Annotated in this window: 25 protein-coding genes and 2 pseudogenes; 10 read left to right on the forward strand and 17 right to left on the reverse strand. The window is 35.9% G+C overall.

What is annotated here, in order from left to right; genetic code table 11:
- Positions 1 to 371: 371 nt before the first annotated feature.
- Complete coding sequence (locus tag B5X62_RS01680; RefSeq protein WP_079665650.1) at positions 372 to 638, reverse strand: hypothetical protein; 267 nt, start codon at positions 636 to 638, stop codon at positions 372 to 374.
- A gap of 193 nt (positions 639 to 831) precedes the next feature.
- Positions 832 to 1,512 (reverse strand): annotated as a pseudogene (locus B5X62_RS15645) (DNA-processing protein DprA).
- A 380-nt stretch (positions 1,513 to 1,892) separates the two neighbouring features.
- Between B5X62_RS15645 and B5X62_RS01690 the strand changes: the two are divergent.
- The 3 genes from B5X62_RS01690 to B5X62_RS01700 all read left to right on the forward strand — a co-directional run bounded on the left by B5X62_RS01690 (position 1,893) and on the right by B5X62_RS01700 (position 3,915).
- A complete protein-coding gene (locus B5X62_RS01690) occupies positions 1,893 to 2,294 on the forward strand; it encodes a single-stranded DNA-binding protein (RefSeq protein ID WP_079665941.1) in 402 nt (133 codons plus the stop codon).
- 36 nt (positions 2,295 to 2,330) lie between these two features.
- Positions 2,331 to 3,404: a DUF932 domain-containing protein gene (locus B5X62_RS01695; RefSeq protein ID WP_079665651.1), complete on the forward strand. Its 1,074-nt coding sequence runs from the start codon at positions 2,331 to 2,333 to the stop codon at positions 3,402 to 3,404.
- A 61-nt stretch (positions 3,405 to 3,465) separates the two neighbouring features.
- Positions 3,466 to 3,915, forward strand: a complete 450-nt coding sequence (locus B5X62_RS01700; RefSeq protein WP_079665652.1) for a JAB domain-containing protein — start codon at positions 3,466 to 3,468, stop codon at positions 3,913 to 3,915.
- 172 nt (positions 3,916 to 4,087) lie between these two features.
- Here B5X62_RS01700 and B5X62_RS01705 read toward each other — a convergent pair whose 3' ends face one another.
- The 12 genes and pseudogenes from B5X62_RS01705 to B5X62_RS01760 all read right to left on the reverse strand — a co-directional run bounded on the left by B5X62_RS01705 (position 4,088) and on the right by B5X62_RS01760 (position 17,095).
- Positions 4,088 to 4,528: a TraQ conjugal transfer family protein gene (locus tag B5X62_RS01705; protein ID WP_079665653.1), complete on the reverse strand. Its 441-nt coding sequence runs from the start codon at positions 4,526 to 4,528 to the stop codon at positions 4,088 to 4,090.
- Positions 4,529 to 4,538: 10 nt separating this feature from the next.
- Positions 4,539 to 5,099 carry a conjugal transfer protein TraO gene (locus tag B5X62_RS01710; RefSeq protein ID WP_079665654.1) on the reverse strand — a complete coding sequence of 187 codons (561 nt, stop codon included), beginning with the start codon at positions 5,097 to 5,099 and terminating at the stop codon, positions 4,539 to 4,541.
- Between the two features lies 1 nt (position 5,100).
- Positions 5,101 to 6,009 carry a conjugative transposon protein TraN gene (gene traN / locus B5X62_RS01715; RefSeq protein ID WP_079665655.1) on the reverse strand — a complete coding sequence of 303 codons (909 nt, stop codon included), beginning with the start codon at positions 6,007 to 6,009 and terminating at the stop codon, positions 5,101 to 5,103.
- Between the two features lie 15 nt (positions 6,010 to 6,024).
- Positions 6,025 to 7,320 (reverse strand): conjugative transposon protein TraM, encoded by a 1,296-nt coding sequence (gene traM / locus B5X62_RS01720; RefSeq protein WP_079665656.1) that lies wholly within the window; start codon positions 7,318 to 7,320, stop codon positions 6,025 to 6,027.
- A 3-nt stretch (positions 7,321 to 7,323) separates the two neighbouring features.
- Positions 7,324 to 7,593: a hypothetical protein gene (locus tag B5X62_RS01725; protein WP_245797111.1), complete on the reverse strand. Its 270-nt coding sequence runs from the start codon at positions 7,591 to 7,593 to the stop codon at positions 7,324 to 7,326.
- 10 nt (positions 7,594 to 7,603) lie between these two features.
- The gene (traK, locus tag B5X62_RS01730) at positions 7,604 to 8,227 is read right to left on the reverse strand and encodes a conjugative transposon protein TraK (protein WP_079665658.1); all 624 of its coding nucleotides are present in this window, start codon (positions 8,225 to 8,227) and stop codon (positions 7,604 to 7,606) included.
- A 13-nt stretch (positions 8,228 to 8,240) separates the two neighbouring features.
- Positions 8,241 to 9,233, reverse strand: a complete 993-nt coding sequence (traJ, locus tag B5X62_RS01735; protein WP_079665659.1) for a conjugative transposon protein TraJ — start codon at positions 9,231 to 9,233, stop codon at positions 8,241 to 8,243.
- Between the two features lies 1 nt (position 9,234).
- Complete coding sequence (locus B5X62_RS01740) at positions 9,235 to 9,867, reverse strand: DUF4141 domain-containing protein (protein WP_079665660.1); 633 nt, start codon at positions 9,865 to 9,867, stop codon at positions 9,235 to 9,237.
- Positions 9,868 to 9,888: 21 nt separating this feature from the next.
- Positions 9,889 to 11,739, reverse strand: a pseudogene (locus B5X62_RS01745) (TraG family conjugative transposon ATPase); the annotation flags it as partial.
- A complete protein-coding gene (locus tag B5X62_RS01750; protein WP_079665661.1) occupies positions 11,678 to 12,694 on the reverse strand; it encodes a hypothetical protein in 1,017 nt (338 codons plus the stop codon). The pseudogene B5X62_RS01745 and the gene B5X62_RS01750, both read right to left, overlap by 62 nt.
- On the reverse strand, positions 12,681 to 14,078 hold the full coding sequence (locus B5X62_RS01755; protein ID WP_079665662.1) for a RagB/SusD family nutrient uptake outer membrane protein: 1,398 nt from the start codon (positions 14,076 to 14,078) through the stop codon (positions 12,681 to 12,683). The genes B5X62_RS01750 and B5X62_RS01755 overlap by 14 nt, the downstream gene beginning before the upstream one ends.
- An 11-nt stretch (positions 14,079 to 14,089) precedes the next feature.
- A complete protein-coding gene (locus tag B5X62_RS01760) occupies positions 14,090 to 17,095 on the reverse strand; it encodes a SusC/RagA family TonB-linked outer membrane protein (protein ID WP_079665663.1) in 3,006 nt (1,001 codons plus the stop codon).
- A 633-nt stretch (positions 17,096 to 17,728) separates the two neighbouring features.
- Between B5X62_RS01760 and B5X62_RS01765 the strand changes: the two genes are divergently transcribed.
- The 4 genes from B5X62_RS01765 (at position 17,729) to B5X62_RS01780 (ending at position 20,542) form a co-directional block, all read left to right on the forward strand.
- On the forward strand, positions 17,729 to 18,037 hold the full coding sequence (locus B5X62_RS01765; protein ID WP_079665664.1) for a helix-turn-helix domain-containing protein: 309 nt from the start codon (positions 17,729 to 17,731) through the stop codon (positions 18,035 to 18,037).
- Positions 18,038 to 18,241: 204 nt separating this feature from the next.
- Complete coding sequence (locus B5X62_RS01770) at positions 18,242 to 18,787, forward strand: hypothetical protein (RefSeq protein ID WP_079665665.1); 546 nt, start codon at positions 18,242 to 18,244, stop codon at positions 18,785 to 18,787.
- A gap of 232 nt (positions 18,788 to 19,019) precedes the next feature.
- The gene (locus tag B5X62_RS01775) at positions 19,020 to 19,565 is read left to right on the forward strand and encodes an HNH endonuclease (RefSeq protein WP_079665666.1); all 546 of its coding nucleotides are present in this window, start codon (positions 19,020 to 19,022) and stop codon (positions 19,563 to 19,565) included.
- 266 nt (positions 19,566 to 19,831) lie between these two features.
- The gene (locus tag B5X62_RS01780) at positions 19,832 to 20,542 is read left to right on the forward strand and encodes a PmeII family type II restriction endonuclease (protein ID WP_079665667.1); all 711 of its coding nucleotides are present in this window, start codon (positions 19,832 to 19,834) and stop codon (positions 20,540 to 20,542) included.
- 9 nt (positions 20,543 to 20,551) lie between these two features.
- Here B5X62_RS01780 and dcm read toward each other — a convergent pair whose 3' ends face one another.
- A complete protein-coding gene (dcm, locus tag B5X62_RS01785) occupies positions 20,552 to 21,790 on the reverse strand; it encodes a DNA (cytosine-5-)-methyltransferase (protein WP_079665942.1) in 1,239 nt (412 codons plus the stop codon).
- Positions 21,791 to 22,092: 302 nt separating this feature from the next.
- Here dcm and B5X62_RS01790 point away from each other — a divergent pair, with 302 nt between their 5' ends.
- The 3 genes from B5X62_RS01790 (at position 22,093) to B5X62_RS01805 (ending at position 25,120) form a co-directional block, all read left to right on the forward strand.
- The gene (locus B5X62_RS01790) at positions 22,093 to 23,040 is read left to right on the forward strand and encodes an alpha/beta fold hydrolase (protein ID WP_079665668.1); all 948 of its coding nucleotides are present in this window, start codon (positions 22,093 to 22,095) and stop codon (positions 23,038 to 23,040) included.
- Positions 23,041 to 23,298: 258 nt separating this feature from the next.
- Positions 23,299 to 24,585, forward strand: a complete 1,287-nt coding sequence (locus B5X62_RS01800; RefSeq protein WP_079665670.1) for a DUF389 domain-containing protein — start codon at positions 23,299 to 23,301, stop codon at positions 24,583 to 24,585.
- A gap of 211 nt (positions 24,586 to 24,796) precedes the next feature.
- Positions 24,797 to 25,120, forward strand: a complete 324-nt coding sequence (locus B5X62_RS01805) for a winged helix-turn-helix transcriptional regulator (RefSeq protein ID WP_032132837.1) — start codon at positions 24,797 to 24,799, stop codon at positions 25,118 to 25,120.
- A gap of 4 nt (positions 25,121 to 25,124) precedes the next feature.
- Here B5X62_RS01805 and B5X62_RS01810 read toward each other — a convergent pair whose 3' ends face one another.
- Together B5X62_RS01810 and B5X62_RS01815 are read right to left on the reverse strand one after the other, a co-directional pair.
- Entirely contained in the window at positions 25,125 to 25,580 is a 456-nt protein-coding gene (locus tag B5X62_RS01810; RefSeq protein ID WP_032132838.1) for a VOC family protein, read from the reverse strand.
- Positions 25,581 to 26,313: 733 nt separating this feature from the next.
- A complete protein-coding gene (locus B5X62_RS01815; RefSeq protein ID WP_079665671.1) occupies positions 26,314 to 26,973 on the reverse strand; it encodes a S24 family peptidase in 660 nt (219 codons plus the stop codon).
- Positions 26,974 to 26,982: the final 9 nt, after the last annotated feature.

The raw sequence follows: 26,982 nt of genomic DNA on the forward strand, positions 1-26,982 counted from the left end.
AGGTAGGATATTATTGACCAAGCTACTGTCGTAAAAGTCCTTTTTTGGCTGTTGGTTGCAAGCTAAATTTTAACTAAAAAATTTCTTACCTTCCCGTTATGAATATAACTGGTGACTAAAGCGGTGGGTATCCGCATAGTACCTATGAACATTCATCTGCACAAATCAATTGCGGGTTTATCAGTATTTGAGATAATAATTTCCCGCAAATTAAAATAAAATATATTCTAAGCTTAATCCGGTAACTGAACGACACCATTGGCTGTAAGACTCATATGGCCTCTACTAACATCTATAATATTTTCTAAATTTTTCCAGCTTCTTGTTCTGATAGCACAGAATATCTTAATCTCTTTGTCCGGATAAATCTTTTAAAGCTCAAGAGCAACAGCCATAGATGTTCGACCTAATGTCAGAATATCATCAACCACAATAATCGTTGGTTCGGTTATAATAATAGGTTTTATGATTAAGCTATCTTGATGAGTTTGAACTGTATTTCTTGTGTCTGCATAAAACTGCCCGCTTGATTTAGGAATGGCATATGCACGATCAACACAAACAGTAACACTTTCACCTAATCCTTTTTTGACCTGTGTTTCACAAATTACTTGTGCTCGAAAAACAGCTCCGTCCATAAGTGGAGTACTTCTTGGGACAGGGATTAAAGATGAGTTTGCAAATTATTCTGATAAATCTGCTTCTTCTATTCTTTGGCTTAATCTTGTACTGAAAGTAACATCTCCATTTTTGCAAGAACCGGCAACCGTCCGTGAATTAATTTCAATATCAGTCTTACCTCTCGGAGAATAGGCCAGAAAGGTAAGAAACTCAAAAGACATACTCCTTTTTTGTGGTTAAAAAAGGAATGCTCTCAATTAGAAATTCAAAGTTGTCGTTGGTCAATACCTGTGCACCATAAATTAGCATTTCTTCTGCCCATGCAACTTTTTGATTGAGAACATTTTCCATAGTAAGAAGCTGCCTTTCCAATCTTAGAGCTTCCCATCCCTGATGTTTTGTACCGTTTTTTTCACTGGCCTCCTCAATGATTGTAGCATCACTTATCAATGCCATGGTTCTATTTCTGATCGGAAAGCTTTTCGGAGTTACTGGATAATTTTCAGGAAACTGAGAAATCAGCAAATGATTTTCAGCAATAAAATCCTGCAATTGCTTGTTCTCAGCCAGAAAATTTTTATCAATAGGAGTTCCTATAACACCAATCGTTTGACCTTAGGATTCAATTGCCGTTTTATGAGCTATTGTAGCAATACCTTCAGCTAAACCGCTTACTACTGTTATATCATTTTGCACTAATAATTGAGCAATCTTTCTAGCTCTTCTAACACCAAGATCTGAAACCTTACGAGAACCAACAACTGCTACTCTCCTACCATTTTCCAACAAAGAAAAGTCCCCCTTATAAAATATTTCTTTGGGACTGTTTTTTTTCTCAATAGTGGTCAGCTTATCATAGTAATCGTTAAAAGAACCGATCTGCATAAGCATTAAGGTTTAAATGAACATTGTAAATGTAGTGTATTTACAGTGTATTTTCAAAGTAATAGTAGTAAATAATATAGATTAATTTACGGTTGGTTTATTAAAAATTTTCCATAACAAACCGGTAAAAAGGCAGCTAAGGTATTGTTGTCAGCCGAAGGCTTTTCCCACCAAAAGACTACGGCATAAACGGTTTCCTCCCTAAAGGTCCCCTCCAATTATTCCGTTTCCTTTTGGCTTTTTCTCTTTGTCAACAATTCATATCTGCTTTCTTTTTTCCGGTTTTTCTTTTGAAAAATATTCAGCGAAGCCAACAAGGCTTTGTAAGAAAGGACGGAGAAGAGATTGAAAACAAATCAAAATGTACAATCTTAAAACAAACAGTTATGAACATTATCGGAAGACTGACAAGAGATGCGCAAGTACGCACCCTGTCAAATGAAAAACAAGTAGTTAATTTCTCAATTGCTACCAATGACAATTATCGCAACAAACAAGGCGAAAAAATCGAACAAACTACCTATTTCGACTGCTCATATTGGATTTCTCCGAAAGTGGCTGAAATTCTTACTAAGGGGGCATTAGTCGAATTAAATGGCAGAGCCTATACTTCTGCATGGATAGGCAAAGATGGAGAAGCGCACGCAGGACTGAATTTCCTTACATCACAGATTAAACTCCACAGTAGCAGTAAAAAGGATAGTAATAGTACAACATCTAAAAACAAAGGAGAAAATGCAAAATCAAAATCAGCAGAAAACGACAAAGACGACGATTTACCATTTTAAAATCAATCACAATTATTAACATTTAAAATCATTATCATGGCACATAATTTAAATTTCAACAACAGAACAGGGAAATACTCATTTTTTACTGTTAAAGAAAAAGCATGGCACAACTTAGGACAGCTTGTGCAGGAACACCCAACGAGTGAGGAAGCAATTAAGTTTGCAGGACTTGACTATGATGTAGAGAAATCTCCCTTATTTACCAAAGGTTCAGGAATTATTGACAATGACAACGGAATTGAAATGATTGATTCTGAATTTGAAGTTCCTAACTACTACGCCAATATTCGTACAGATAATAATACCGTTTTAGGGGTAGTGGGAAAAGATTACCATATCGTACAAAACCGTGAAGCCTTTTCTTTTTTTGATTCTATCGTAGGCGGTGGAAACGGTATTTTATACGAAACCGCAGGAGCTTTAGGAAATGGCGAAAGAATTTTTATCACGGCTAAACTCCCCGACTATATCCGTGTAGGAAATGGTGACGACATAACAGAAAAATATATTTTCCTCACCACCTCGCATGATGGAAGCGGAAGTATTACCGCTGCATTTACACCCATCCGTATCGTTTGCCAAAATACTTTAAACGCATCTCTCAAAAACATGAGCAATGTTATACGCATAAGACATACCGCAGGAGCAAAACAACGATTGGAGGATGCTCATAAAGTAATGGGATTAGCAAATAAATTGAGCAATGAATTGGAAAACACCTTTAATCATTGGTCAAAAATAACAGTCGGAGACGCTGAAATGAAAAAGTTAATTCAATTAGCACTATGTCCAAACAAAGAAACTCTAAGTCATTTGCAAAAGGAAAATTTTGACGAACTGTCAAGTGTCTTTAAAAATACTGTAGATGATGCTTTTGCTTACGCTATGATGAGCGATGCGCAACAGATGGAGACCACTAAAGGGACTCTATTCGGTGCTTACAATGCTGTTACTGGTTTTTACCAAAATGTCAAGACCTACAAAGATGATGAAGCCAAATTACAATCTATTGTTATGGGCGGAACTGCACAAATCAAGTCACAAAAAGCATTTGAATTATGTGAGATATTTGCCAAAAGTGGCGCAGATTCTTTACTGATGAACTAATTATCCCTGTTAATTTTCTACGCACGGTAAATCCAAGTCTCCACCGTGCAGGAGCACTAATATGAATTACAGAATTGTGAACGAAATAAAAATAACATACACCCGAAAAGGCAACAGTGAAAAGAAGATCACCAACTCAAACGATGCGGTAAGTGTTTTCCGTCAGCATTTCGACAGTGAGGAAATCGATTACAGAGAATCTTTCTATGCCCTTTATCTGAATCAGGCCAACAACGTTTTGGGAATAAAGAAAATTTCTGAATGTGGCATTTCCTCAACGATGGTTGATGTAAGAATTATTATGCAGGCTGCTCTGCTCTGCAATGCTACTGCAATCATTATAGCACACAACCACCCCTCCGGAAACCTGAAACCTTCAGGAGAAGACCTCAAGATAACACAAAATATAAAGAAAGCATCAGAATTTCTCAACATCAGATTATTGGATCACTGTATCTTAACAGCAAGTCACCACTGCTCATTTGCAGATGAGGGTTATTTATCCATTTAAATTCTTGAAAAAAACAAAACGGCAATTAAATTTGCCGTTTTTTAAAATTTGGGCGAAAAGGACAATTCCTTCCGATGGTCGGAAATGTCTTTTCGCCGTCTTAATGGAAATCAACTCATTTGAAGTGCCTTGCTTAATCCTTAACATTTCAAAACAGTTGATCGATTGAAAGTCATTTAGTGCTATCAAATTCAAAATCTATTCGTTTCTCATTACCAAAACTATCCTTAATCCAAATACTGAATTGGTGAGATTCTGATGACTGAGAAGTGTAATAAAGTCTAAATTGTTTCTCGGGCAATATATATTCATCATTAGGAAGATACGGTTCATCGCTATAACGTTGAAGTTTTCCATTTCCCTCAAATTGAAAATAGCGTATGCTATATTTTGTCTCGCTAAAATTACCTGCCGTTTCCAATATTATTCTAATCTCGACGATTTCACCTTCTTTGATCTTACTTGGAATAGGCATAACCTTAATATCGAACGGAAAGTTTTGCTTCATTTCCAAATCATTGTCCTGACATGAATTAAAAATTATACCCAATAAAACCAGAATAAATGAATACTTTAAAAGATTTATTATTTTATAATTAGTTGCATTTTTCATATTAGATATTTTAAAAATTATACCGTAGTCCTACTCCCATCAAAGAATGTAAAGTTCCACGCTGACTGTTTTGTAAAACGCTTAACTGGCCATCAACGATAAAAACTATGTGTTCAGTCAGATAACTTTCTAAAGATAACTTACCAGAAACTCCGTATACAAAGCTTTCTGTAGTGTTCAATAAGGAACCGTCGTAAAGTATTGGTTCATTTCTGTTAACCACTTCATAGCCAGCAAGAGCACCGAGTCCAAAATTCAAATTTACATTTCTCATGGAATCACCTATCAAATAGAAACTGTAACCAGCATGTAATAGAAAGGTATCAATCGGTATGTCGTAATTTCTGTATTCATAAAATTTCCTGCTGTATTCAGCCCTTCCAAAAAAATATCTACCGTTCTTAGCATAAGAAATAAGACCAGCCGCAAATACATAATTCTGCTTTTCGGGAGATTTAGGAAATACTGAATAGGATATTTCAAATCCTTTTTGCTTTGGAATCATCTGCTGTGCAAATGATTGTACATTCAGTGTGAAAATGAAAAGCATTGTTATCAATAATTTTTTCATATCAATTGGTTTTGAAATTTAAACTATTGATCAGTTTCGCATTGATCAGCTCGGTATTCTCAAGCTGAACTTTTTGATGTCGTCCACCATTCTTTTCTAGAATCTCGATTTCTAAGACCTGGTCCTTTAATAAGGTAAATTGCTCCAATAAGTAAACACCCTTTATATTAGAATGGTGCATAGCGGTCATCACCGGAAAATAAACTCTAATCGGCTCTAACTGCTTATCCTGAACAACTGTTCTTTTTAAATTCTTCTTATCTACAATTTTAAAGTTGATCAGTTCAATGTCATAAGCGACATTGCTACTGTTATCAACTTCGATGGTAAAATAGAATTTATTTTCATTGACGTGCAATGCTCTGACTGAAAACTGAATACCGAAGCTTTTGGATGCGATATGCTTTACGGTCTTGCGACTTTTTCTGTACAGATTTTCCATAATCAATTCTGTCAGAGATGAAGAACTTCCTTTGAGATCTTCAAAAAGTACATCGTTTGAATATTGCCATTCATTGCTTCTCTGCATTTTTAACAGATCGTAGCTGAGCACATCAGGATAAGCGCTGTAAAAAACATCAAAACTGTAAAACTTACCATCTTCCGTAATCACCGAAAAATTGGTTTCTTCCTCGAAATCTCTGACTGCGGATTTTATCCTAAGAACGTTGCCTATCGGCTCTGCTTTGCTAGCAACCAACAATTCACTACCGAGATCTACATAACGTATCGGTGAAGGAAATATCAAATGACTGGTTTTGCTGTAAGTGACCTGCATCCTGAAAGGATTCAGCTTCGCTTCTTCCAAGGAAACATGGGTTCTAAGGGAATCATAATCCTGAGCAAAAGCCCTTCCTGCAAAGAGCAGGAGTAGAATTATTATATTGCTGTAAATCTTATGTACATTCATTTTTTAAAATTTTAATTAATTATTTTTAGGTACCAGTATGACCTGTTGCCCTGCCTTCACTGTAACTTTCAATTGTCTTACCCTCTTTTGAAAATAGCCTGACAAACCCTGCACGACTCCTCTGCTTAAATCTGCGGCAACCTGCTGTCCTGCAGACTGGGTCATCATAATATTGGTTCCCGAAGTCTGACCGATATTAGCTACAATATCGCTTACGGCAGTTTGTTCTGGTGAGTAAGGAACATATAAACCGGATTGACCGTCATTGTCGTGAACATTGATTTCTACAGGATAAACATTCCCTTGGTATTGAATGGAAGCAATCTTTAACTGAAGCCTTCCGCCCTGAAATTTACATATAGCAGTCAGTAAACTTCCCGAAGGAATTTCTATACGCCCCAGCTTCATTCCTTCTGAAAGTCTGATGGATAATGTGCTTTCATTAATTACGGTTTTGGTTTCATAAACCACACCTTTTAGTGCATTTTTAGATTGAACTGGATAATTTGAATTATTTTGTATCTCGTAAAATCTGTTCTGATTTAAACTTGCAATAAAACCACTGTCAGAGGTCTTTCTGTATAATGAAGAAACAATATTCGAATGGGATGGTTTTGCCGGTGTCAGCTTAATCTTCTTTTCTGTTGGCTTTTCATCTTCTTCTTTTGGTGCCGGTTCTTCCTGCTTAGTAGTGGTTGGAAGATATTTAGCTGCCATCTGATAGGACTTTTCCATAAGTTCTAGCTGGTCGTTCATTCCAAGTCCTGCAGGAGCAGCATTATTCTGCATCGCTTCATTCTTTAATCTTGAAATTTCTTTCCTTAGATTATTAACTTCCTGATCATCCCGACCATAAAATGAGCTCAAAGTCTGCTGTGCATTACGATAGCTGTTCACAGCATACTGATCGGACTGTTGAAGTTCAATACCACCAGTTGCACTTGATGAATTAGTATTAGAATTTAAATTGCTTTGGTCATTCCAATAGTCCGATAATGTAGTGACTGCATTCCTTTTTTCTTCATTTTTTTGCTCCAGCAACTGCTGCTCATAAGCCTTTTGCTTATCTGATTGTAACTGACCTTCCTTTGCCTGCGGGATAGCTGCATTAAAACCAGCCTCTTCAACCAGAGTATTATTAGCTTTTGGCTTAAAGATGAGGTAAAAACAAGATGCGCACACGACAGCCATCAAAAAATAGATGATAGGCTTTTTAAGTTTTTCCCATTGAGCCTTTGGATCTTCATTCACTCCGTTAGAACTTTGAGGGAGATCATTTTCTGTCAATTTAATTTTCTCTGAATCTTTCATATGCTATTTTTTAATGGGTGATTCTATAAGATCGTTCTGTTCAGAAGCTTTTTCAACCGACTTTTTAGAAACACCGTCAATATGATCAATAGATATGGTGTTGCTTCTTTGACCCGTTGAAACAATAACATGGATCAGGACGATAACCGTCAGCAAACAATAGCCACCAAAGAAAACCTTAGTCAGTAACCTTTGTTTAGCTACAGAAAGACTTTTCCAATGATTCTCTGTCGTCAAAACAAAATGTTCAATTTTATCTCTTAACCTTTTCATTTCATTCGATTTAACGTTCAACGGTTTCAACATCTCTATTTTCAATCACATTGAATTTTTCAATCGTAAATCCCTGCGGATTACTGTCAGACCTTACTGAATTAACCAGGGAACAGTCTGTTACTAAATTCCTGATGGTAAGATTACTGGATCGGATAATAAATTGTCTAGCATAAGTCTTTACGCCATAGGGATAGCTGTTGAAATTAGCCACAACACTGTCGACCTCTATCCTCTGTTGAATATTACCGGAGATAATTCGGTTGTAGTAGCCTTTTTCCTGAAGGTCTTTATAGTAATTGAATGCTGATTGATCTGCCAGATTAAAGGCTCTTTTCACATTACTCTCGATGGCATTTTTATCAGGTGCTACTGTGAAGAACAATTCATGAAATCGTCTCACATGCTCTCTTGCTTCAACGGGTCTGTTGATCGACATATCCTGCGATAAAGCCACCATTAAAGATTTGCCGTTGTCCAAGACATATATTTTTTGACGCTGTTCTTCCGCAAACTGATAGGATTTGAATACAACTATGCCCACGACTCCAAAACACAACACCGCAAAAACAAATGTAAACAAGCGGATCTGTTTAAAGCTACTCTCGATATTTCTTAAAGTTTTAAATTCCATAGAACTGTATTTTTTATTTTAATAATCTTCCCGAAATATTTCCTGTTGCTGAACCAACCGCAGCTCCTGCAACATTGCCCGACTTAGTAGCAGTCTGGTTCACATTGCGCATGAAATTGCCTGCGCCTCCTGCCTGAATGACCCAGCCTGTAACCGTCGGTACTGTAAAGTAGCCGATGATGCCAATCACCATATAAATGATATAAACCGTATTGGAAGTATCAGGAATAAAAGTCGGATCAGCGAGCATTTCGATATCCCGTTCTAAGATTAAAGTCTGTATTTTAGCAAGAATGGCACTGAAAATATCTGCAACTGGCAGCCATAAATAGACACTGATGTATCTTGTTAACCACTGACTCAACGTGGTCTGAAAACCATCCCATACTGAAATGGCAAATGCAATCGGTCCTAAAATGGAAAGCACAATCAGAAAAAAAGTTCTGATGGTATCAATTACCAAAGCTGCGGATTGAAAGAGGATTTCAAGAAATTCACGGAAACCGTCCCTAATATCTTTCTTAATTGCAAACATCTCTCTTTCGATATACATACCTGACATCGTGACCAGATCTGAAGGTGACCAACCTAATTCTTCCAGCTTTTTGTCAAATTCCTCATTTGAGATAAGGTAAGCCATCTCCGGATTTCTAAGCATCGCTTCACGCTCCAAAAGATCTTTTTTTTGTTGCAGTTCATTCATATCCAAAACCTGATCTTCGAGCATTGAGTGACTCCCTTGAACGATCGGGCTCATCACGCCATTCAGACTGCCCAAAACCAATGTCGAGAAAAACATAATGCAGATACCAATGGCAAAGGGTCTCAACATTGGAAACAGATCAATCGGTTCAGCACGGCTCAGTGATTGCCAGACTTTCAACGCCACATAGAACAATGCTCCCAAACCGGCAACGCCCTTTGCTACAGCCGCCATATCAGCGCACATCGGCATCATTTCTTCGTAAACGGAACGCAGGACTTCATGTAAGTTGTTCGCTTCCATCTTACCAATATTTTTGATTGGCGGTTCCGTAAAGATTCAGCACTCTTTGTGTGTTATTCTTTTTCTTGGCTCTCAGATAACTGACCGAAATATTTTTGTTGGTATAGTATCTTACCAGATTGTGATAAGCTTTTACCTCTTTATACACTCGGTCAACCACATCCATCCTTTCTTTGTCATTGAGAGAAAGACCATTAGATGTAATAATCTCTTTCAGTTCTTTCAAGAGTTCTGTACTCTCGATAAGAAGCGCAGAATAACCATTGGCAATTGATGCCAATTCCTGCGCATTGAAGTTGGGGTCATTCAGCATCTTGCCAAAATTGCTCACATACATTTCAGAAACATCACCCACCAAAAGAACCGTCTGCTGTACTTTTCTGGCATCTTTGACCAGATTGTTGACCGCTTTAAGTTTATCGTAATATTCCTTACCCTGTTCATAGACTTTCTTAACTTCATTGAAGTTCTTAATAACGTTTGATACTGTCGATGAGGTCTGTACAATTTCATTGGCAGAGTTGAGTATCCCCGATGCCAGGTTCGCGGGGTCTGTTACGACAAATTGTGCTTTGGCAAATGTTACGGTAGCGAAGAATGCCACCATCATTGTTTTCTGGATTAAATTTTTCATTGTTTTAAAATTTTAGATGATTTAATGGTCTTTTGTATTCGATTTGATTCTCTTAAGAGAAATCCGCTTGATGGCATGTTCTACATTACCGTCAAGTTCAGATGCAAGATTCATCACTTCCATCTTTTCTGTTTCTTCAGTGGTATAGGCCAAATATTCTTCAGTAGAAACTTCAGTGGCGTAGACTGCTGAATGCGTTCCGCCCAGTCCAATCCATACTTCTTTATACAGTCTTCTTGGATCGTTGTTCATATTAATTGAAAGCACCTGAGATTTTTCCTTGTCGGTCAATCCCAGCATCGCCTGAATATCATCGAACTTGTTCATATATTTTCGCTGGTCAAGAAGAATTTTACAGTCTGAATTATTAATAATACTTTCCTTCACAATCGGTGATTGGATAATGTCATCTACTTCCTGAGTTACCACAATGGCTTCTCCGAAGAATTTTCTTACCGTCTTAAAAAGATATTTGATGTACTCTGCCATACCCTCTTTAGCTATGGCTTTCCAGGCTTCTTCAATGAGGATAAGCTTTCTGATTCCTTTAAGTCTTCGCATCTTATTGATGAAGACTTCCATAATGATTATAGTCACTATGGGAAATAGAATCTTATGATCTTTAATGGCATCAATCTCGAAAACGATAAAGCGTTTGGATAACAAGTCCAGCTGCTTTTCTGAATTGAGCAGATAGTCATATTCACCTCCTCTGTAGTAAGGTTCCAGCACGTTAAGAAAGTTGGCAATATCAAAGTCTTTTTCTCTGACTTTCTTCTGCTCCAAGACTTTCTGATAATCATCTTTCACATAATCATAAAAGCCATTGAAAGAAGGATGCTGGGCATTGGATTTTATTTTTTCAATGTATCCGCTGACGGCATTGGACAATGCTACTTCCTCGGAACGGGTTGGTGGTTCGTCATCTCTTTTCCAAAGGGTTAGAATCAAGGTTTTGATACTCTCCCTTTTTTCAATGTCAAAGACTCCATCATCGGTGTAGAATGGATTGAAAGCAATAGGATTGTCTTCGGTATAGGTAAAAGAAACCCCATCCTCCCCTTTTGTCTTTCCTTTAATCAGTTCACACAATCCCTGATAGGAATTTCCGGTATCAACCAAAAGTACGTGAGCGCCCTGTTCATAATACTGCCGTACCATATGATTGGTGAAGAAGGATTTACCGCTTCCTGAAGGTCCGAGGATAAACTTATTTCTGTTGGTGATAATCCCCTGTTTCATCGGCAGGTCGGAGATATCCAGATGAATTGGTTTTCCAGTGAGACGGTCAGCCATCTTGATCCCAAATGGTGACGGTGAATCCTGATAGTTGGTTTCTTCCGTAAAAAAACACAATGCCGGTTCTATGAATGTGTAGAAGCTTTCTTCACTTGGAAAATCACCGGCATTACCCGGAATTCCTGCCCAGTATAAGGTGGCTGTATCCGTCGTATTATGACGGGGTTTACATTCCATTAAGGCTAAAGCACTACCTGTATCATTCTTTAACTGCTTCAATTCAGCAGGATTATCAGACCAGGACATCACATTGAAATGCGCACGAATGGATTGTAACCCGAAAGAATGAGCTTCATTCAGATACTTTTCAATCCACTCCTTATTGATCTGATTGGCTCTGCTGTATCTCGCCAGTGAATGCATATTCCTTGCAGATTTTTCAAACTGTCGAAGGTTTTCATCACTGTTATCAATAAACAGATACTGATTGTAAATATGGTTACAGCTGAGCAAAAGCCCCACAGGAGAAGCAAATGACAAAAGACAGTCGCTCCGGTCTGTGCTTAACTTTTCATAACGGCTGTGCGATGAGACGGTACCCGGCAAATCCTCCGTATCCGAGATCGTATACAATAAAATCACCTTTATCATTCAGAAATTTGTAAACCGGAAGTTGAATCCCCACATCCGGTACATATTCCCACTGCTTTTCCTTAACATTGTAGATGCCCAAATATCGATTTAAACTCTTATTCATGCTGTTTTTATCAGAGTATGTGATCTTTAACTCTGAATCTACCTTATCAGTGACATTGCTTTTTAAGTACATTGGAAGCAGGAAATGCTCATCTTCTCTTATCTCAAAAAAACCACCTAAGGTCGGTACAAATTCAAAACCTTCCGGACTTTTGATGAGCCTTTGAGTCAGTTTATTGAATGACCTATCCACACGGTAAAGCGTTATCACTGATCTTTGGATATCTGCACAGTGAATATCATTCCCTTTACTCGATATCCACTGAACGTCGTTATCGAGTCTAATAGATCTCAACTTCTGATCTTTTAGATCTATGATGCCCAATTGATGATCCGAGATATAGATCAATTGACCGGATTGATCATTCAACTGATATTTGCTGATACCCTCTTCCTTCCATAATATTTTTGCGTCTTTAGAAATGGTCATCAGGATTTTCGAATCCCTGTCATATAACACCACTTTTTGATAAGGCTTAGAGACAGTTGCAATAAAATGACCGTTTACATCTTTATACTGACCGGTCTTAACATTTAAAAAGCGACACTGATCCTTATTTTTCATGAAAAGTATATTATTATCAAGAAATTGATAGAGATCGTGCCTCTTCAATGGTGTAATCTTATTGCTTTTTAGATCAATGAGTTCATCTTTATCTTTACCATACGTATTGTGATGGTTTAAAACGACATAGCGTCCATCGGAACTGGCTTTCAAAAGCTTGGTCTCGTAATACGTCCTGTACACATTCTGCAGGCTGTCAATATTCTGAGAAAATAGATGCACACTGAGCAGCAAAAATCCTGCAATATAAATTTTAATAGCCTTCATTTTGTGGATTTAAATTGGGATTGAGAAGCAATTCTTTTTCAGGTAACGGCAGTAGTCTGAAATACGGTTTCCAGTTTGTCTTTTTTGTGATCATTACCTGATCTAATACATTATGCTGGCGCAGGTCATAAAAGCGGTGTCCAAATTCAGTAAAGAGTTCGGATCTGCGTTCTTTTATGACAGCATTGTTCAGAAAGCTTTGATCCGTAGTGTTCGCTAACGGTGGCAAACCGGCTCTGCTTCTTATTTTGTTAAGGTCATTGACTGCTAAATCATTTTGATTCTTTTGAATGTACGCTTCTGCCCTGATCAGATAGAGCTCCTCTACTCTGAGCACTACAGAATATTCCGTTGAACTGGTACTTGTCGTGTATTGTTTGTATTTGTAGGGATAGTAATAAATTTTGCCTTGCGAATCGCTTTTTTGGCCAATCCATGCCGCCTTACGTCCGTCCCCGGTCTCAAATTCACCCATAAAATCTTGGCGCAGGGCTACGTTGGTCGGTGGTGCGGTAGTCAAGATAAAAGCATTTCCCTGAGAAGTACTTGAAGTTGAATTGAAGGGTAAAAGCTGAAGGATGCTTCCAGTGCCGTCTTTTAAAAATACTTTATTTAAATCCGTTTCCATTTTGTATAATGTATTGCCAATGACCATTGAGGAATACTGGACGGCATCTTCCCAATTTTTTTCATAGTATGCAATACGCGCCAATACCGTGTACGCAGCCATCTTCGTCGGATAGATCCTGTTGCCCGCAGATAATGTAGCAGGCAGCAGGTTGAGCGCTGCCTGCAAATCTGCCTTGCACAGGCTATAAACCGAACTGATACTGCTTTTACTAATGCTTTGATTGACTTCGTAGCTGGTGGTATTCACATAGGGAACAGACCCATAGCTCTGAACCAGGTACAGATGCAGGAGGGCGCGCATGAAAAGAGCTTCTCCTTTTAAACGGTTTTTTACCTCCATGCTTAGATTTTCAGAATTTTCCACCCCTTCGATAATTGAATTGATATTGTAAAGCTGACTGTACGTGGTTGTCCACAAACTGTTGATTTTAGTGGTATTGGCCAGATGACTTAACTGATAAAAAATGGTGGCATCGCTGGTTGCACTGGCATAGGATTGCAACTCATCTGCATAGGTACCAAAGAGTATTTGCGCTCCCGATGGTCCGCCCGCTATAAATCCTGTTTCGTAAACTGATCGGTAAACAGCCGCCATAGCTGATTTTGCCAGCTCATCGTCTTTAAACACCAGATCTCTCGTGATCTGGCTCTTTGGTAAGCCAACATCCGTAAAGCGGTCACAGCTAATCAACATCAGAAACGTCGACATAATGATGTTTACCAAAATGGTATTTTTTTTATACTTAATTTGCATGATAATATTTCTTAATAGGTTAATGAAAATCCGAAACTGATAACGCGCAACGGGCTGCTGTAGCCGGCTACCGTAAATTCGGGATTACCCTCCTTATAGTCGGAGAATACAAACAGATTCTGTCCGCTCATAAATACTTTGGCTCTCATCCGCGTTTTTTCATTGGCAGGAATGGAATAAGTCAATGTTGCATTTTTTACTCGTACCGTCAACATATCAGAAACCGTTGCATCACTGCTGTTAAATAGTGAACTCGCTGTAGCAGCAGCCGGATTGAATCCGGCGCTTGGCGTTTGAAATTGCGCATCAGGGTTGTCAGGGGTCCAGTAATCGGTAAATACCGCAGGCATATTCGACATATAGCCAATATTACCGTAGACTGAGTTGATATTGTACTGACTCTGCTTGACAAATTGAAGAAGAAGGTCAAGACCCCAGTTTTTATACTGGATGCTGTTCTGCAAGCCTCCATACCAATATTCCCTGATTTCTTTACTGATGATACGGTCTGCACTGTTGAATATACCGTCACCGTTGACATCAGAGAAAGTGTATAATCCTGTTACCGGATTGATGCCTGTATACTGGTAGAGTTTGACCATAGAAGTCGACTTGCCTATTGCGAACCGGCTGGCATAGGTGGATTTTTCAAGATTCGGAAACTCAAGCAGCTTATTTTCGGGGACTGTGATATTGAAGTTTGTGCCCCATTTCCACTCCTTGTTTTGAATATTGACCGTTTGTATGGATACTTCAAGCCCCCTGTTTCTTACCGTAGCATCCAGATTGGCCTGGATCGTAGTAAATCCGACTGTTCCCGGCATCGGAATCCCGATAAGTTGGTTGGAACTGATATTGTGGTAATACCCCACATTTAAATTCAGCCGCTCCTTAAACAGCCCCAACTCCAATGCCGCTTCAAACTTTCTGGTAAGCTCCCAGCCAAAATTTCTGTTGTAAAGACGCTGGGGTACGATGCCTGAAGAACCGCCGTAAGAACCGCCGGTGGACTGGTAGGTATCATAATACTGATAGTCACCGATCTGGTCATTCCCGGCAACCCCATAACTGGTTCTAAGTTTTCCGAAACTTAGCCATGATCTGTTTTTTAAGAAACGTTCTTCGGAGAATAGCCATGCGGCACCAACCGCTCCAAAGTTGGCATATCTTCTGTCGGAGCCGAACCGGCTTGAGCCGTCTCGCCTTCCGGTCAGGTTCACAAAGTACTTTTTGTTGTAGCCATAATTAAACCGGGCATAAATCGCCTGATAACGGTATAATGATTCACTGGTGCTTGGAATTGTTATGGTAGCGGCCGCACCGATATTGGTCAGCATATCGTCGGAAGGAAAACCTCTTCCTAGTAATACTAGGTTATCAGATTTCTGCTCCTGTAATGACGCCCCCAGCAATGCTGAAAACTGATGTTTTTCCAATTTTTTTTCGTAGTTCAGCTGAGGTTCCAGTATCCAGCTCTGATTCAGTCGCTGACCTTTTCTTATGGAAGAGTTGCTGCTGCCGATATTGCTGGATGGATTATAGGTCGTCTTGGGAAAAATCTTCTGGTCATTGGTATTATATGTACTGTACCCACTATTTACGTTGACGGTAAACCCTCTTCCAATATTATAGCTCGTATTAATATTCGCATTTAAAGTTTTTGTGCTGACCGAATAGGTCTGCGTAGCGGGACCCATCGGATTGGTAAAGGTGTTGTTTTCCCAGTTGATCATCCCATTTGAAAGGTATAAATCAGGAGCATTGGGCGCCAGGGCAGCATAGACCAGGTTAAAATCCGTAGGCGGCAGGATATTGCTTTGCAATGAACCTGTGCCGTTGAAAGCAATCTGGAATTTACGGTCTGCACTGGTGTGATTAAGACTTACCGCCAGATTGTTCCTTTTGTAGCGGTAACTGCCGGGGAACACAGTCGTCTCTTCATTGTGACCGCCGGTCACGGAAAACTGTGTACTGCCGCTTCCACCCGATACGCCGACCTGTACGTCTGAATACTCAGCCCGGTTTCCGACAAAGTATTTCTGCCAGTCTGTATATTGACTGGGATTCCATACGCCATTAATATCGTAGGCATTGGCAGGAACGGCTACGCCATCGTTTTTGAAAGCAAGTTTCCGCATGGTGGTATATTCGTCAAGATTCATCATCTTAGGCAAGTTGGTCATTTCGCCAATTCCATAACTGGTTCTGAGATTGACTTCCGTTCTTTCTCTTTTGCCTTTTTTGGTGGTGATCAGGATCACGCCGTTGGCTCCTTTGCTGCCGTAGATGGCCGTGGCATCGGCATCTTTCAAAACCTCCAACGATTCTATGTCATCGGGATTGATGGAATTTAAAGGACTGGTTTCACTGAATGGGAGTATGGTGCTTGACATCCCTGTATTAAAATCATTGATTTGGGGCAAGGGCACACCATCGACAATATACAAGGGCTTGTTGCCGTCAGTGCCCGTGGTGGCATAACTTCTTAAACTGTTTCTTCCCCTGATCTGCACATCAAAGCCTCCTCCGGGAACGCTTGAATTTTGAGTAATGCTAACCCCGGGCATTCTGCCTTGTAGAGCTGAAAGGACATTGTTGACAGGCTGATTTTCGATGTCTTTTGCTGAAACTTTGGCGATACTACCGGTTCTTTCTCTGTCTTTAACCTTGTAGTAGCCTGCGTTGAGAATAACTTCTTCGATTCCCTTTACTTTTTGTTCTAAGCTGATATTAACGACGGTCTGATTAGTGAGTGTGACTTTTTCTTCTGCATAATCAGGGTGTCTGAACAATAGGATGGGATTTTCTGCTGAAACCTTTAGGGTGTAGGTTCCGTTATTAGCGGTCATGGTTACCTGATCACTGCCCTCTTGCGAGATGATGACTCCGGACAATGGTTTATTAGATGAGGTAACAGTACCGGAAATGGTGCGTGATTGGGCTTTTGATTGAGTGCTGACAGCGGTCAGCATAAGGCCCAAGAAAATACCTCCTATATGGTAATAGGAATTTTTCATAGATTTGTAAAGGTTTTTAATTTTCTAAATGATTAATTACTGAACTACGCTCTTTCCCGTTGGTCTGCAAACTTTATGGGAAAGGGCTTTTTACATTCTTCTGTTTTTAAGTTGAGTAGTTTTTTTGATTCTTTTTTAATAAAACTTTCCTGATGCCCCTTGGTATGAAAAAGGACTGGTGAGGTTCTGTAAGCAGTGACCGCAAGGCACCGGAAAGAATTTAATATGAATGAATCTGTGTCCCGTGAAAGCTATTTAAAGCCGCAATAGGTTGTACCCTCCTATTGTATCGTGTCTGATACTATTTTTAGGAAGCGGGCTTAGATTGTAATGTAGAGATAAAGCGAACTGCATTGGAAAAAAACGGCGTGGTACTCTACAATATCGGATTGGGGCACTGGTATACCTGACAACGATAAGAGAGCCCACGCCTAGGTCGTGAGCTTACTGCTTATCATCTCGTTGTCTAAAAATTACCAGTTTTCAATCCGAGAATCTAAGCGAAGCTTCTATATTTCTTTGAAGTATCGCAAAGTTACTTTTATTATAACTTATTTTACAAATATAATAATATTTTTTCATAACGCAATATAATTATTCATGAAAAACATTTTTAATCCCAATTTTTACTAAATGTTTAAATGGGATTTTGAAGAGTTAAAGGTTCAAATTGGACTATATATTAGGAAATACCGCTTAGTAAGTTCCTTATCTCAGTTTCAATTAGCTATTGAGATAGGACTTTCTAAAGATTATATTGGTTTGATTGAACGAGGAAAGACAAATCCAACTCTTGAAATTCTTGTCGATATAAGTAATTATATTAATTTAGATCTCAGTTTTGCAATTTTAAAGAAGAGTGAGTCAGAACTTAACTCTCTTAAAATTGAAATTAAAGAACTAGAAAAAAAGTTCAAAAATCAAAATAAAAGAAAATCTTGACAGCGTCACGATTTTTTTGTTTCGCATTTTGTATAGATTAGAAATATAATTAGTAGTTTGTAAATGTTTACAAACGTTTAAAAATGATATAATGTTTTGATATATAGTGTTTTATAATAATATTAAATCTTATTGAGATTAGGAGATAATTGCGTATATTTGAGAGTTATCTGCAATTATTCACAAAATTTACGTTTACATCAAATGATAGAGAAAATTTGGAAAGATCCTGTTTGGAGCAAAGTTATTTCGGTAATTATTGTTGCAATTGGAGGTTTAATTTTGGCAAAAGCAAAAAGTTATTATGACTCTCAAACTTTTAAAGAAGCATTTAATGATATAATAAACTATCAATTGAAAATAATTTATATTTTTTTTGGCATTATAATTTTTTGGATATTAAGATGGATTTACAAAATTAGTTTAGGCTCAAATAGAAATAAGACAAATTCAAAATTTGAAAAGAATAAAACTTTGCTGAGAAAAGTTGACAAGATTATTGATAAAAAAGAAGGAGTAATGATGAAATGGAATGTCCATTTCTCCACAGCTAATAAACCTTTTGTTTCAGATGTAAATTGTTTTTGTTTACTTCATGGAGATTTACCAATTAAATTTCTGTGGAACAGATGTCCTCACCAAGATTGCAAAAATTCCCAAAAACAAATAGATGATTATTCGCTAGAGAATTTAGCTGAATCAATAGTTTTAGATGAATGGGACAAAATAAATGGAAATAAAATAATATAACTGCAGATAACATTGTATTGGCAAAATGCGGGGTTAAAGTCTAAGTTGAACTACTTGTAATATTTAGCCGCCAATATTTTCCAATTCCACATTTTTGTTTAACTTAGTTCCATTGAAAAAATATTGGCTACGATTGGTCTGAACTTGAACTTAAGTTCAAATTAAGCCCGCACTTCGCCAATACTTTTTCCGTTAGGCGACATTTTACCAAAACTCACCCAAAAACAAAGATTTGAAAAAAAACGATTTAAAAAGACATCTTAGTATATATTCAATTTTCAAAAAAAGAAATACTACTATCAATCATGCCTTTGCTTCTGCAATTTCTTATTATGATGATTATGATGAATCATTGATAAACAAAGCTTTAAAGTTTTTAAATCAAAATCCTAATAATGATTTGAAATGTGTTTATTGTAATAAAAAAGGTGAAACCTGGGATCATTTAGAAGCATTAGTTAACTCAGGTACATTTACTGGGTTTGGACACGAATTAGGAAACTTAGTGCCCTGTTGTAAGAAATGTAATTCGAGTAAAGGACGAAAAAATTATGTAAACTACATAACTGGTTTAAAAATTGAAGAGTCCGAAAAAGAGAATTTAATTTCTAAACTAACTGATTACAAAAATACTTTCATCGCTAATAAAATTGACATCAATTCAAAAGAGTACAATAAATTAACTCAAAAATATTACGCTATAAAAAATGAAATTTTTGAATTAATGAAACAAGCTGATATTGAAGCGGAAATCATTAGAAATAAATTGAAAAAATAAAAACGTCGCCTAACATTGTATTGGCAAAATGCGGGATTAAATGTATAATAGAAAGATTTGTAATATTTATCCGCCGCTGCTTTTCATATTGTTTTTTTTCTTAATTTAGACAATCTGAAAAAGCATCGGCTACGCTTGGTCTAAAATTGAACATTCGTTCAAATTAAGCCCGCACTTCGCCAATACTTTTTCCGTTATCTGTCATTCTTAAAAAAACCGTCATAATAAATTTACTATATTTGAATTCTAATTACCATAATAGAATTATGACCGAAGAGAAAAGAATAGAAATTTTAAATAACGCCAAAGAATTTTTCCGAAAAGAAATAGTAGGTAGCCATATAGAAGGTTCTTGTAAAAGAGCAAGTAAATTGTCAGAATATAATGTAAATCCATTTTTATTTAAATATTTAGCAAATTTCTTAACTGGAAATGACAACGCTGAAAGTATTGCTAAAGCATTAGTATATCCAAGAATTCTTGGCTCATCAATTAACACTTCTTTTGGAATGAAGGTACAAAAATTGATTGGTGAATTATTTCAAGGATTTGGCTCAACAACTTCAGGTATTGATATAGAATTTATTGACGCAATTGATGGCAGAAGAAAATATTGTCAACTAAAAGCTGGACCAAATACTATTAATCGTGATGACGTCACAACAGTTATTAACCACTTTAATGGAGTAAGAAACTTGGCTCGAACTAATAATTTAAATGTCGGAATTAATGATATGATTGTAGGTGTAGTTTACGGCGAAGATTCGGAATTAAGCTCACACTATAAAAAAATATCTGAGTCTTTTCCTGTAATAATTGGTAAAGAATTTTGGTATCGCTTAACAGGAAAAGAAGATTTTTATTACGAATTAATAGATGCCGTGGGTGAAGTAGCCTTAGAAGTTGATGGAAGTCAAATTGTTGAAGATACAATCTCCAAACTTGCAATTGAAATTCAACAAAAATATATAGATTAAGAAAGAAACTTAATGTTTCTTTCTTAATCTATAAAAATTATTCAAAAATTTAATAATCGAATATCCAACTTCACGTCCTAAATTTACAGGGACTGCATTACCAATTTGTTTATATTGTTGAGCCATTGGCCCAGCAAATTCCCAATCATCTGGAAACGTTTGTATTCTTGCATATTCTCGAACTGTAAATGGACGAGTTTCATCAGGATGACATCTTTCTGTCTGTTTTTGAGCTGGACTACAAGTTAAAGTTAAACAAGGTTCATCCCAACCAATTCGTCTCGCCATACCAGTTTTTCCACCGCCTAAATAAAAACTCGCTCCCATAAATTCTTTTTGAATTTCAATAGGCAAGTCTCTCCAATAACCTTTAGGCGGAACTAAATCCAATACATTTTTTTTACTTTCTGGGTATTTTGCTCCAGGAGATTTAGGAACATTAGTTTCAAATAATTCTCCTTTCTTTAAAGCATCTTTAAGATTATAAATCTTCTTGTAAGGCATTGGATATTCATATTTCAAATCAATATCCTTTCTAATTCCTACCAAAATTAATCTTTCTCTCTTTTGAGGAACTTTATAATTGATAGCTTTTAAAACTTCAACAGGAACAACATTATAACCAATTTCATCTAAAATTGAAATCATCCCTTTTATTGTATTTCCATTATCGTGACTTAAAAGACCTTTAACATTTTCTCCAATACAAATCGGAGGATTTACTTCTTTCACAACTCGAGCAAATTCGTAGAACAAAGTACCTCTTGCATCTTCAAAACCTAAACGTTTTCCAGCATAACTAAATGCTTGACAAGGAAATCCACCAGTTACAACATCAACCTTATTATAATATTCTGAAAAATCAAAATTCTTAATATCACCTTCTAAAACATTCCAATTTGGACGATTTTTGCGTAAAGTTTCACAAGCGTGTTTATCAATTTCATTTAAAGCAACACATTTTAATCCTGCTTTTTCCATTCCAACAGCTAAACCTCCTGCTCCAGCAAACAATTCTAAAACTTTGTACTCATTTTCAGGTTCTACATAATTTGAAACTTCATCTTGATTATTAATATTTAAAAAATCAGCAAACAGTGTTTCAACTTCTGATTTTTTATAAACTCTATAGTTGCTTATCGGTTCACGAACTGCCGACAACTTTCCTTCTTCATCCCAACGACGTAGCGTTTTAGTACTTTTATTAAGTAATTTCGCTGTTTCTGAAATAGTTAAATATTCACTCATAACCAAATTATACAACATTAGACATTGGTTACAAATTTAATGGAAAAATTTCTTTCCTACCAAATAAAAATTAAAAAAAGAACGACAGATAACATTGTATTGGCAAAATGCGGGGTTAAATGTATAATAGAAAAAGTGGAAATATTTAGCCGCCGCTACTTTTCATATTGTTTTTTTCTTTAATTTAGACAATCTGAAAAAGCATCGGCTCCGTTTGGTCTGAACTTGAACATTCGTTCAAATTAAGCCCGCACTTCGCCAATACTTTTTCCGTTACCTGCAATTTCATCAAAAAAGCGTCTATGAAAGAAATTTTCAGAATTTTAATAACATCATTTTTTTTAATTTCTTGTGCTTCAAGTTGTAAAGTTGAGAATGGAAACTACACGGAAAAAATTGACAACTTAAATATCAATTATACAGTAAGAGGAAAAGGTCCAATTATGCTTATTGGACATCCAAGTTCGGGAAAAATCGGTTACGAAATGACTTTAAAACCACTTGAAGAAAAATTCACAATGGTTTATTATGATTCTCGTGGAACAGGAAAATCTGAAACACCAAAAAAAATTGAAGATTACACTCCTGCAAATTCCGTAAAAGAAATTGAATTGTTAAGAGAAAAACTTGGTGCAAAAAAGATTTGGTTATTTGGACATTCAGACCAAAGTGCAATTGCTTTGCAATACACAGTAGAATACCCCAATAATATTTCGGGAATTATTTTATCAGGAACAAGTTATACAGGAAGTCAAAACGAATCAATTGAAAGAAGAAGAGTTTCTGAAAACAAAAGAATAAAAGAATCTACATGGTTTGCCAAAGTTATTGAGGATTGGGATTACATGAATGCAAACAATACAACTTTTGACAAAAATGGGAATGATATTTCTACTGCAAGAACAAAATGGTGGACTTATAATGAAGAAAGCGCTCAAAAAGTTATTCCAATTGTGAAAGAAATTACAAAAGCAGGACGAAGAAAACCAATCGGAAATAATTATTATCAAGAAACACCCGAAGAACGCCAAAAATATTTGGAATTTCAGAAAAAATTTAAGGATTTAAAAACAAAAATATTGATAGTTAACGGAAAATATGACACAAACAATTTGCCTGAATTTGCAACAGAATTGCACTTCAGTTTACCAAACTCAAAATTGGTTATTATTGACAAAGCAGGTCATTTTCCTTGGATTGAACAAAGCGAACAAACTTTTAACGAAATAAATAAATGGCTTCGTGAATAAAGAAACTGCAGGTAACATTGTATTGGCAAAATGCGGGGGAAAGTGCAAAATTGAAAAGCAGAAAAAATAATCCGCTCATGCTTTTCAATTCTGCATTTTTTTGTAAGTTAGCAGTATTGAAAAAGCATTCGCTACGTTTTGGATTTCTTGAACTTTTAGTTCTTCGAAAACCCGCACTTCGCCAATACTTTTTCCGTTAGCCGTAATTATTTTTGGAACATAATCATAAATATTATTATTTTGTTAAAAATTGTACTTATGAATTTTTTTACAAAATTGTTTGGCCTACATCAAGGTGAAGAAAAACCAGAAAAAGTAAGAGAAAGTATAATATCTAATATTTCATTTCGAGGTGCAAATCTTTGGATTTTGGCATGTGCAATTTTAGTTGCATCGGTTGGTCTTAATGTTAATTCAACTGCTGTAATCATTGGTGCCATGCTTATTTCTCCACTTATGGGACCTATTGTTGGAAGCGGATTTGCATTGGCCACTTATGATTTCGATTTACTGAAAAGATCAATTAAGAATCTTTTTATTGCAACTCTGGTTGGTTTTATTGTATCTGCAACATACTTTTATCTAAGTCCTTTTAAAGAGGCTCAATCGGAATTATTAGCGAGAACTTCACCCACTATTTACGATGTTTTAATTGCTTTTTTTGGAGGAATTGTAGGTGCAATTTCCATAACACGTATCGACAAAGGAAATCCAATTCCTGGTGTTGCAATTGCCACGGCTCTTATGCCGCCACTCTGTACAGCCGGTTTTGGATTAGCGACTTTAAATTTTAAATATATTGCAGGAGCATTATATTTATATTCGATCAACTGTTTTTTTATAGGAATTTCTACTTTCCTCATAATTAAATATTTAAAATACGAACCAATAAAAACAGAAAATAAAAACTTCGACAAAAAAGTTAAAACAACAATTTATCTTTTAATGGCTCTAATGATCATTCCAAGTTTCTATCTTGCATATACTTTGTTACAAGAAAAAAAATATTCCCAAAGCACAGAAAATTTTATAAATAATGAGTTTTATAACAAAGGATATACAATCATTTATAAAAATATAGATTATAACTCTAATCCTAAAAAAATACAATTAGCTTTATTAAGTAAAAAATTCGATAGCACAGAAATAATAATTCTTAATCAAAAATTATTGAATTATAATTTAACAAATACTAAGTTAGAAATTAAACAAAACACTTCTGATCTAAGAAAAGATATATTGGCGGAAATAAAGAAGAATACAAATAACATCTCTGAGAAAGATTTACAAATCAACAATTTATCTAATGAAATAAATTCTTACAAAGTAGGAAATAACGAAATTAACAAGGAAGTTAAAATACTTTTTCCTGAAATTAATGAAATATATTTTGGAAAAATACATAATTATAAAAAGCCTGATTCGATAACTACAAGAACTGCAATTATCTATAAAAGTGAAAAAAATATAGACGAATCAAAATTTAAAAGCTGGCTCATCACAAGGTTTAATGACAAAAAAATAATGGTTATTAATGAAAAATAATATAACTACGGCTAACATGGTATTGGCAAAATGCGGGGTTAAATGTAAAATTGAAAAATTTGAAATATTTAGCCGCCAATATTTTTCAATTCCACATTTTTGTTTAATTTAGTTCCATTGAAAAAATATTGGCTCCGTTTGGTCGAAAATTGAACTAAAGTTCATTTTTAGCCCGCACTTCGCCAATACTTTTTCCGTTAGCTGACAGGCTATGAAAAAACAGAACTCTACAAATTCTATTAATGAAGAAATCTTACAAAGTTTTTGTAAAACTCACACGATATTATCCCAAATAACAGGAAGATGGAAAGTTTCAATTATTTTTTCACTCAAAGAAAACACAAAAAATTATTCTGAACTGAGACTAGAAATACCTAATCTGACAGATAGAGTTTTAGCCAAACAGCTAAAAGAGCTTTTGTCAGATGAAATAGTTGAAAATAAAAAAACTAAAACAAAATCCGAATATAATTTATCCAAGAAAGGACAAAAAATCTTACAACTCCTTGAATATGTAAAGAAATTGGAGTTATGATAACTTAAAATTTCACCTCCTCCAAAAATTCAATAACCTCACCATTTGGACTATAAACAAGACTATTGCGCACTTTTACTGACCTATTTTCGTTACTTAATTCTAGCTCTAAAACATCTTCACTTAAATCAAAAGCCCCATTTTCAATAGCTTTTTTTCTAGCTAAATCAGCATCTTTAACAACAAAACAAATGTGTAAAATTGCATTTTCAACATACTCATCCTCTATTTTCCTTATTCTTCCTTGCGTTGGAATAGCTGCATCTCTATCGAAAAGTTCGATATAACAATTTATTCTTTGATTAAATATCATCATTCCTTTTTTCAATTGAAAAGAAGGCAAAGACCACGAATGTACTTCTTCAAAACCTAATGACTCATAGAACTTAAGAGTTTTTTCAAAATCATTAACTTTTAGAGAATAATGATGAAATCCAATAATATTTTCAGACAAATCCATATCAAAATTTTGGTGCAAAATTATTGTGATAAACTTCTGTGAACAAGAACTTACAAAATTGTTAGTTAAAAAGCCCGATCAGCTAACATCGCATTGGCAAAATGGCGGGTGAACTGCAAAATTGAAAGTTTCTGCATATTTAGCCGCCGAATGTGTTCCACATTCAGCTTTTTTTAATAATTTAGCTTCTGTGGAAACACATAGGGGCATGATATCATAAAGTACAATACATCATAAACAAAAAAAGCCCAAAAAAGCCCTATTAATAGGGTGTACAAGAAAAAAAAGCCAAAAACTGGGGGTCAACAAAAAGTGCAAAAAACTACCATTTACTACTGTTTATCTACCATAGATTGATCCATTAAATACCAACGTTTAAGACTTATTTACCATTATAACGTATAAAACGCCAAAAACTACTACTACAGCGGTTTTTGGCGTTTTTTTTGGTATTTAAAAGACTGTTTAAAGACCATTTTAGAGCTATAAAACACTATTGGAAGCAATATCTACGAAAAAGCCGTTTTGGTGGTTAGCGGTTACGTTAGGGGTTACATTAGGGGTTACAAAAAAGCGAAAAAAAGAGCGTGAGTTTTACAATATTTACACGTAATTACAACGTAAAGGCACTAAAAAGCTTCGAGTTATGGGGGGTGTGATAGTTAAAAACAACAGAGTTTTAAAATTAAAATACTGAAAATCAATCTATTGCAACAATAACGCAAAAAAAAGACTATTCTAATCGTATTACACCTACAACTAAGGCTATTCCTGTTATATCTTCTTTAGGAACCTCAAACGCATCATAGTCTTTGTTATCAGAGATCATACAGAGTTTATCTTCAATGCTTCCTTTTTTTATTCTTTTAATGATGATACCTTGTTCTTTTGTGGCGATCACGTGGGTTTTGTTCCATTGGATAAAAGAATTTTCATTAATTACGGTGCAGGCAACCACATCGCCACTGTTATATTTTGGGTACATAGAAGATCCTTCTACTTCTATCATAAAATCTACCTTCTTATGTTTGAATTTTGGAATGATATAATAGTCTTTAACGTCTCTTTCTTCGATTGCAAATGAATTGTTACCAAATCCACCAACAGCAGTAACAGAAACCAATGGAATAGGCTTTAAATTTCCATAATTGGCCTTGCTTTCTTTTACAATGACTGCTTGGTCTTTTTTTAGCATTTCGCCCTGGCCAGTTATTAACCAATTTGGATTTACATCAGGAATTAGCGACAATATATTTTCTATCGCAGTTGAATTCAAAGGCGTTTCTTTGGCTTTTCCTCTAAAACTAGCGGAAGTCATTCCAATTTTTATATAAAATTCTTCTTTCGGAAGCTTCTTATTTTCAATTAATTGTATAATTCTTTCCTTTATCATTGTAAATTT

Source organism: Soonwooa buanensis (genome assembly GCF_900167905.1).
Lineage (GTDB): Bacteria > Bacteroidota > Bacteroidia > Flavobacteriales > Weeksellaceae > Soonwooa > Soonwooa buanensis.

Bases quoted from the DNA above. Each gene is read 5' to 3' on its own strand.
- traK (WP_079665658.1), bottom strand. From the start codon at position 8,227: ATGGAATTTAAAACTTTAAGAAATATCGAGAGTAGCTTTAAACAGATC.
- B5X62_RS01680 (WP_079665650.1), bottom strand. From the start codon at position 638: ATGGACGGAGCTGTTTTTCGAGCACAAGTAATTTGTGAAACACAGGTC.
- B5X62_RS01710 (WP_079665654.1), bottom strand. From the start codon at position 5,099: ATGAAAAAATTATTGATAACAATGCTTTTCATTTTCACACTGAATGTA.
- B5X62_RS01805 (WP_032132837.1), top strand. From the start codon at position 24,797: ATGAAAAAACAGAACTCTACAAATTCTATTAATGAAGAAATCTTACAA.
- B5X62_RS01780 (WP_079665667.1), top strand. From the start codon at position 19,832: ATGACCGAAGAGAAAAGAATAGAAATTTTAAATAACGCCAAAGAATTT.
- B5X62_RS01760 (WP_079665663.1), bottom strand. From the start codon at position 17,095: ATGAAAAATTCCTATTACCATATAGGAGGTATTTTCTTGGGCCTTATG.
- B5X62_RS01705 (WP_079665653.1), bottom strand. From the start codon at position 4,528: ATGAAAAATGCAACTAATTATAAAATAATAAATCTTTTAAAGTATTCA.
- B5X62_RS01690 (WP_079665941.1), top strand. From the start codon at position 1,893: ATGAACATTATCGGAAGACTGACAAGAGATGCGCAAGTACGCACCCTG.
- B5X62_RS01815 (WP_079665671.1), bottom strand. From the start codon at position 26,973: ATGATAAAGGAAAGAATTATACAATTAATTGAAAATAAGAAGCTTCCG.
- B5X62_RS01755 (WP_079665662.1), bottom strand. From the start codon at position 14,078: ATGCAAATTAAGTATAAAAAAAATACCATTTTGGTAAACATCATTATG.
- B5X62_RS01740 (WP_079665660.1), bottom strand. From the start codon at position 9,867: ATGAAAAATTTAATCCAGAAAACAATGATGGTGGCATTCTTCGCTACC.
- B5X62_RS01700 (WP_079665652.1), top strand. From the start codon at position 3,466: ATGAATTACAGAATTGTGAACGAAATAAAAATAACATACACCCGAAAA.
- B5X62_RS01810 (WP_032132838.1), bottom strand. From the start codon at position 25,580: ATGGATTTGTCTGAAAATATTATTGGATTTCATCATTATTCTCTAAAA.
- B5X62_RS01790 (WP_079665668.1), top strand. From the start codon at position 22,093: ATGAAAGAAATTTTCAGAATTTTAATAACATCATTTTTTTTAATTTCT.
- B5X62_RS01750 (WP_079665661.1), bottom strand. From the start codon at position 12,694: ATGAAGGCTATTAAAATTTATATTGCAGGATTTTTGCTGCTCAGTGTG.
- B5X62_RS01770 (WP_079665665.1), top strand. From the start codon at position 18,242: ATGATAGAGAAAATTTGGAAAGATCCTGTTTGGAGCAAAGTTATTTCG.
- dcm (WP_079665942.1), bottom strand. From the start codon at position 21,790: ATGAGTGAATATTTAACTATTTCAGAAACAGCGAAATTACTTAATAAA.
- traM (WP_079665656.1), bottom strand. From the start codon at position 7,320: ATGAAAGATTCAGAGAAAATTAAATTGACAGAAAATGATCTCCCTCAA.
- B5X62_RS01800 (WP_079665670.1), top strand. From the start codon at position 23,299: ATGAATTTTTTTACAAAATTGTTTGGCCTACATCAAGGTGAAGAAAAA.
- traJ (WP_079665659.1), bottom strand. From the start codon at position 9,233: ATGGAAGCGAACAACTTACATGAAGTCCTGCGTTCCGTTTACGAAGAA.
- B5X62_RS01725 (WP_245797111.1), bottom strand. From the start codon at position 7,593: ATGAAAAGGTTAAGAGATAAAATTGAACATTTTGTTTTGACGACAGAG.
- B5X62_RS01765 (WP_079665664.1), top strand. From the start codon at position 17,729: ATGTTTAAATGGGATTTTGAAGAGTTAAAGGTTCAAATTGGACTATAT.
- traN (WP_079665655.1), bottom strand. From the start codon at position 6,009: ATGAATGTACATAAGATTTACAGCAATATAATAATTCTACTCCTGCTC.
- B5X62_RS01695 (WP_079665651.1), top strand. From the start codon at position 2,331: ATGGCACATAATTTAAATTTCAACAACAGAACAGGGAAATACTCATTT.